Origin of the sequence: Carboxylicivirga sp. M1479 (assembly GCF_007097485.1) — a bacterium.
Taxonomy (GTDB): domain Bacteria; phylum Bacteroidota; class Bacteroidia; order Bacteroidales; family Marinilabiliaceae; genus Carboxylicivirga.
This window is the reverse complement of record NZ_VKDE01000060.1, coordinates 1-5,796: the sequence shown is the minus strand read 5'-3', so window position 1 is coordinate 5,796 and position 5,796 is coordinate 1. Positions and strand designations below refer to the sequence as shown.

Annotated in this window: 4 protein-coding genes; all 4 read left to right on the top strand. The window is 39.2% G+C overall.

What is annotated here, in order from left to right; translation table 11 throughout:
- Positions 1-164 precede the first annotated feature (164 nt).
- The 4 genes from FNN09_RS20610 to FNN09_RS20595 all read left to right on the top strand — a co-directional run bounded on the left by FNN09_RS20610 (position 165) and on the right by FNN09_RS20595 (position 5,288).
- Positions 165-1,043 (top strand): esterase family protein, encoded by an 879-nt coding sequence (locus tag FNN09_RS20610; protein ID WP_143304384.1) that lies wholly within the window; start codon positions 165-167, stop codon positions 1,041-1,043.
- 197 nt (positions 1,044-1,240) lie between these two features.
- Positions 1,241-2,785: a TldD/PmbA family protein gene (locus tag FNN09_RS20605; RefSeq protein WP_143304383.1), complete on the top strand. Its 1,545-nt coding sequence runs from the start codon at positions 1,241-1,243 to the stop codon at positions 2,783-2,785.
- A gap of 25 nt (positions 2,786-2,810) precedes the next feature.
- Positions 2,811-4,130, top strand: coding sequence for a TldD/PmbA family protein (locus FNN09_RS20600; RefSeq protein WP_185969089.1), 1,320 nt, complete (start codon positions 2,811-2,813; stop codon positions 4,128-4,130).
- Positions 4,131-4,253: 123 nt separating this feature from the next.
- Entirely contained in the window at positions 4,254-5,288 is a 1,035-nt protein-coding gene (locus FNN09_RS20595; RefSeq protein ID WP_143304381.1) for a rhodanese-related sulfurtransferase, read from the top strand.
- Positions 5,289-5,796: the final 508 nt, after the last annotated feature.

Here is a 5,796-nt window from a genome sequence, read left to right as displayed (position 1 = left end):
AATAGCCTCCATATCTAGCTTTAAAACAAAATACCAGCTCAACTACAGCCTCTCAGCGGTATAGCATATTAACAAACGCGATTCAATTTTAAAACATAAAAAAAGAGGATGCCGTAATTTTGGACACCCTCTTTTTGTATTTTAGAATCTCAAAACTCTATTACATGAAAAAGCTTATTACTCTGGCCATCCTATCAATAGTTCTATCGGCTAATGCTCAAACACCAAAAGGTAAAGTCATCGAAGGCCTTACTTTAACCAGTAAAATCACAGGCTACGATGTCAATTACTCGATTTATTTACCACCTTGTTACGAAACATCGCAACGTGCCTATCCTGTTGTATATCTTTTACATGGATACAGTGATGACGAAACGGCCTGGGTACAGTTTGGTGAAGTTAACAGAACTGCTGACCAGGCCATTGAGCAAGGAATTATTCCTCCCATGATAATTATTATGCCCAATGCCAAAGTAACATGGTATGTGAATAATGCGGAAGGTTCTGACTGCTATGAAGACATGATTTTTGAAGAATTTATACCCCAGGTAGAAAAACAATATAGAATTAGAAGTGAAAGAGCTTTCCGCGCCGTTAGCGGCCTTTCCATGGGTGGTCATGGCTCATTAGTTTGGGCAATCAAACATCCCGAAATGTTTAGTGCTTGTGCACCATTCAGCGCTGCCGTTTATACCAATGAGGAAATGAAACAACACCTTATCAGTGGAAACAAAAGTTGGTTTGAACCCATTTATGGTAAGTTAAATAAAGATGGTAGTTTACCTCAACATTGGATGGATAACAATGTTCTCAACATCCTTAAAAACACAGCCCCTGAAACCTTTCGTAATATTAATTTTTACATCGATTGTGGCGATGATGATTTCCTTTATAAAGGTAACGCTGCATTGCATGTTCTAATGCGCGATAAAAACATCAAACATGAGTTTCGCATTCGCGAAGGAGCCCACAACTGGACCTATTGGCGAACCAATATTATTCATGGTCTTAGTTATATTGGCGATGTTTTCCATCGAAAATAAAGCACTCTATGCATTTGTTTTTCATTTAGATAACAAATACCTTTAAAACGCATAAAGCTAAACAGTCCCTTTTATTAGCTTATTCATCTGTCAACTACACTACTCGTATTCAGTTGTACAGATGAAACCCTTATTATCTCAAACCCATGAGTGAGGCAATGATGCTTTTCTGTTGCTTTACTTTTAAATCTGTGAAAATGAAAGCAATTATTAATCGAAGAGATTTCTTAAAAGCCGGAGCGGTAACAGCGGCAGGAGTTGCTGTTCTTCCCCACGTTCTATCCAGTTGCACAACTGGTCCGGCAAAAATCGGAGGTAACATGACAATTCACGATTATTTAGAACACTTTGGTGTTACTGAACAAATGATTCAGCAAATTATAGCTGAAGGTTTATCAAAAGGAGGCGAGTATTGTGATGTGTTTTTCCAACACAACATTGCCAATTATATTGGATTGGAAGACAACTCGGTAAACAGAGCCTACTCCGATATTAGTTTTGGAGTTGGCATCCGCGTGTTAAAAGGAGATCAAACTGGCTATTCTTTCAGTGAAGAAGTGAGCTTAAAAGCCATGAAATCGGCAGCTCGTACGGCAGCTAACATTGCCAACAGCAGCGCTACAGTTGAGCCAATTGCCTTTGAAACACCAAAGCTACCAAGCTACTACATGATTAAAACACCTTGGGAAGAAGTTTCCATCAACGAAAAAATTCCTTACTTACAACAAGTCAACGAAAAAGTATTTGCATTAGACCAACGCATCATCAAGTCAAATGTGTGGTTTAACGATCAAACATCATACGTTCTATTTGCTAACTCCGAGGGCCGTATGACCTGCGATTATCAACCGATGGCGCAACTATCTGTTAGTTGTACAGCTGAGCAAAACGGACAAAAAGAGCAAAACTATTTCGACTATTCAGGCAGACGCGGCATTGAATTTTTTACGCCTGAGGCCATTAATACATTAGCCAATGAAGCCGTTAACCGCACCATTATGTTGTTTGATGCTGTAAAACCTACAGCGGGGGAATTACCTGTTGTTTTGGCAGCAGGTAGTTCGGGCATTTTGCTCCACGAGGCTATCGGCCATGGCATGGAAGCAGATTTTAATCGTAAAGAAACATCCATTTTTAGTGATAAAATTGGCAAGAAAGTAGCCAAAGACTTTGTGTCGATTATTGATGATGGTACCAATCAAAATATTCGTGGCTCCATCAATGTGGATGATGAAGGGAATAATTCAGAGAAAACATACCTGGTTTCGGGTGGTACCATGGAATCGTATCTGCACGACCGCATTAGTGCCAAACATTATGGTGTTAAACCAACTGGTAATGGTCGTCGTGAGTCTTTCCGTCATATGCCAATGCCACGAATGCGTAATACATACATGGAAAATGGCCCTCACAAGAAAGATGAAATTATTGAAAGCGTGAAGTATGGTGTGTATGCCGAGTCATTCTCCAATGGTCAGGTAATGATTGGCGCTGGAGACTTCACATTTTACGTTAAATCGGGTTACCTAATTGAAAATGGTAAATTAACAAAGCCTATTAAAGACATCAACATAATTGGTAACGGCCCTAAAGTATTAGCCGATATTGAAATGGTGGCTGATGATTTAAAAATGGCTGAAGGAGGCTGGACTTGTGGAAAGAACGGACAAGGAGTTCCCGTTTCACAAGGATTACCAACAGTAAAAGTTGCAAAAATTACTGTAGGTGGTGTAAATGCATAATCAAAACCCGAAAAAACACAGAAAAATGAACAATAAAGAACGTCAAGAACTGGCCTTATGGGCCGTTGAGTTCGCCAAAAAGAAAGGTGCATCCGAAGTGGCTGCATCAATCGATAACTCGCGCTCCTCAGAAGTAGAGGTACGAGAACAAAAGATAGAAGTACTAAAAGAATCAACAACAAATGGCTTATCACTTAGTATTTACAGAGACAACAAATACTCAAGCCACTCAACTAATAACCTCGATAAAAAAGGCTTAGAAAAGTTTATCGCTGAAGCCGTTGAAGCCACAAAATATCTTTCGGCTGATGAATTCCGAAGCTTGCCTGATGCTTCTCTTTACCCAAAAGATTTATCCTTAGACCTACAGTTGGAGGATGAAAATTACAGCAAAGTAAGTCCTGAGCAACGTCTTAAGTTTGCCATGGAAATCGAGAAAATAGCACTTTCAAAAAATGACAAAATAATTTCTGCCACAGGCGGCTATTGGGATAGCTACTCAGAAAGTGTGTTAGTGCATAGTAATGGTTTAGTAGCCGAACGAGCATCTACATTTTTTGGAGCATCGGGTTCTGTAACTGTTATGGATGGTACAGCACGACCAAGTGGTAGTAATTGGGGCGGCGGACGCCAGTTTTCTCAAATACCATCAAGTGAATTAATAGGCAGTAAAGCAGTAGAAGATGCCACTAGAAAAATCGGCCAATCTAAAATTGCATCTGGCAAATACGATATGTTGATCGAAAACAGAACAGCCGGCCGCTTACTATCCATGTTTTTTAGGCCAATGCAGGCACGGGCCTTACAACAAAAAAGCTCATACCTCGATGGCATGTTAGGCAAGCAAATAGCCTCTCCCCTTTTGACGCTTATTGATGACCCACTGTTAAAAGGTGGTTTCGGTTCACGTTTATATGATGGACAAGGCATTGCTTGTAAGCAACGCACAATGATAGAAAAAGGCGTTTTAAAGGAGTACTATATCGATAATTACTACGGTAAGAAATTAGGCATGACACCCAACGGAGGAAGCGCATCTAACATCCGCTTTGAACTGGGAACACGCGGTTTTGATGCCATCGTTTCAGATGTGAATAAAGGTATTTTTGTAACCTCATTTAATGGAGGTAATTCTAATGCTACCACAGGTGATTTTTCATTTGGCGTTTCTGGCTTCCTGGTTGAAGGAGGTAAGATTGTAAAACCAGTGAACGAAATGAACATCTCGGGTAACGCTAAGGAGTTCTGGAATAAACTGAGTGAATTAGGTAATGATCCTTACCAATATTCTAGCTTATTAAGTCCAACTTTGGTATTTAAAGACATCGACTTTAGTGGCTTGTAGTCATTCTAAAAAACATCTTACATAAAGATAGGCTGTCAATACAAAGGCAGCCTATCTTTTTTGTTTCAACTCCATTTTCAGACTTTAAGGTATTTTTATATTTTTGTGCTTTAATTTAAGAATATGGATCCCAATAGCAGTAAAAGACACCTCATTAATCAACTAAGCCCTGAGGACTTAAAGGCGCGCTTAGCCAACGAATCATTTAAACGCACCACTGTGTCGTTTTATAAATATGTTATCCTGGATAAGCCTGAGGAGATGCGTGACCAATTATTTCTCATCTGGAATAAGCTACATTGCTATGGTCGCATATACGTTGCCAAAGAAGGCATTAACGCACAAATGAGTGTGCCCGATCATTTTTGGAATGAATTTAAAGAACAGCTATATGCCATTCCTGAATTCAATAATGTACCCTTTAAAATTGCCGTTGAAGATGATGGACAATCGTTCCTTAAACTGCAAATAAAAGTACGCCAGCAAATTGTAGCCGATGGTTTAAAACCGGAAGAATATGATGTTACCAATGTTGGTCAGCACCTGAACGCACAACAGTGGAATAACGCCATGGACGATGGCGCCATAGTGGTAGATATGCGTAACCACTATGAAAGTGAAATTGGTCGCTTTGCCAATGCCCTATTGCCCGATGCCGAAACCTTTAAAGAGGAATTACCTGAAGTTGTTGAAAAGCTGAAAGGCAAAGAGGATGAAAAAATATTGCTCTATTGCACAGGTGGTGTGCGCTGCGAAAAAACCAGTGCTTACTTAAAACATCATGGCTTTTCAGATGTCAACCAATTACTTGGTGGCATAATAGACTATAACCGTCAAGTAGAAACGGAGGCACTAGAGAATAAATTTATTGGTAAAAATTTTGTTTTTGATAACCGTTTGGGCGAACGAATAAGTGACGATGTTATCAGTCATTGCCACCAGTGCGGATCGGCGTGCGATACACATACCAATTGTGCCAACAAACGCTGTAATGTACTATTTATCCAATGCGATAGCTGTAGAGCTAAATACAACGCCTGCTGTGGCGATGATTGTCAAACTTATGTCTTAGCACCTGCTGATGAAAAGGAGTCACTAGAGCAACGATTGGTTTTTAAAAGAGGTAAGCGATTTTATAAAACTGATAAATCGGCTTAATGCAATTATACTACTTAAAATTCAAATTGAGCAGGTATAATACCGTAACATAATCAACGTGGCTTTAGAAATGGAATGCACTAAAGACGCATTTTGATTAGTAAACGGTAATACATTTTGTGCGAATAAAGAGATTAACTAATTTGCGCCTCATTAATTACGATTAACTTTATGAAACGAGCCATAAGTATTACCTCATGCACAAGAGTATGATTGATTTTGGCGAGTTCCATCCCGAAAAATCGGGACAAGTAGTGGCAATAAAAACAAAATTTAAACACATGAAACGACCATGTAGATTTAGCATCCAAATTTTCACACAGGAGGATGATAAAATTTATTTGGGAGTTCCATATGGCCTTTGAAAATAAATTATAATCATATGAAACATCCATGGCAAGTAAATTTGACACACAGGGGGATGATTATTGGTGGGAATTCGGAACTTAGTGAATAAAAGAAGGCATGGCTAGGACAAGTAACAACATAGAGTTTGAGCAGGTCATTG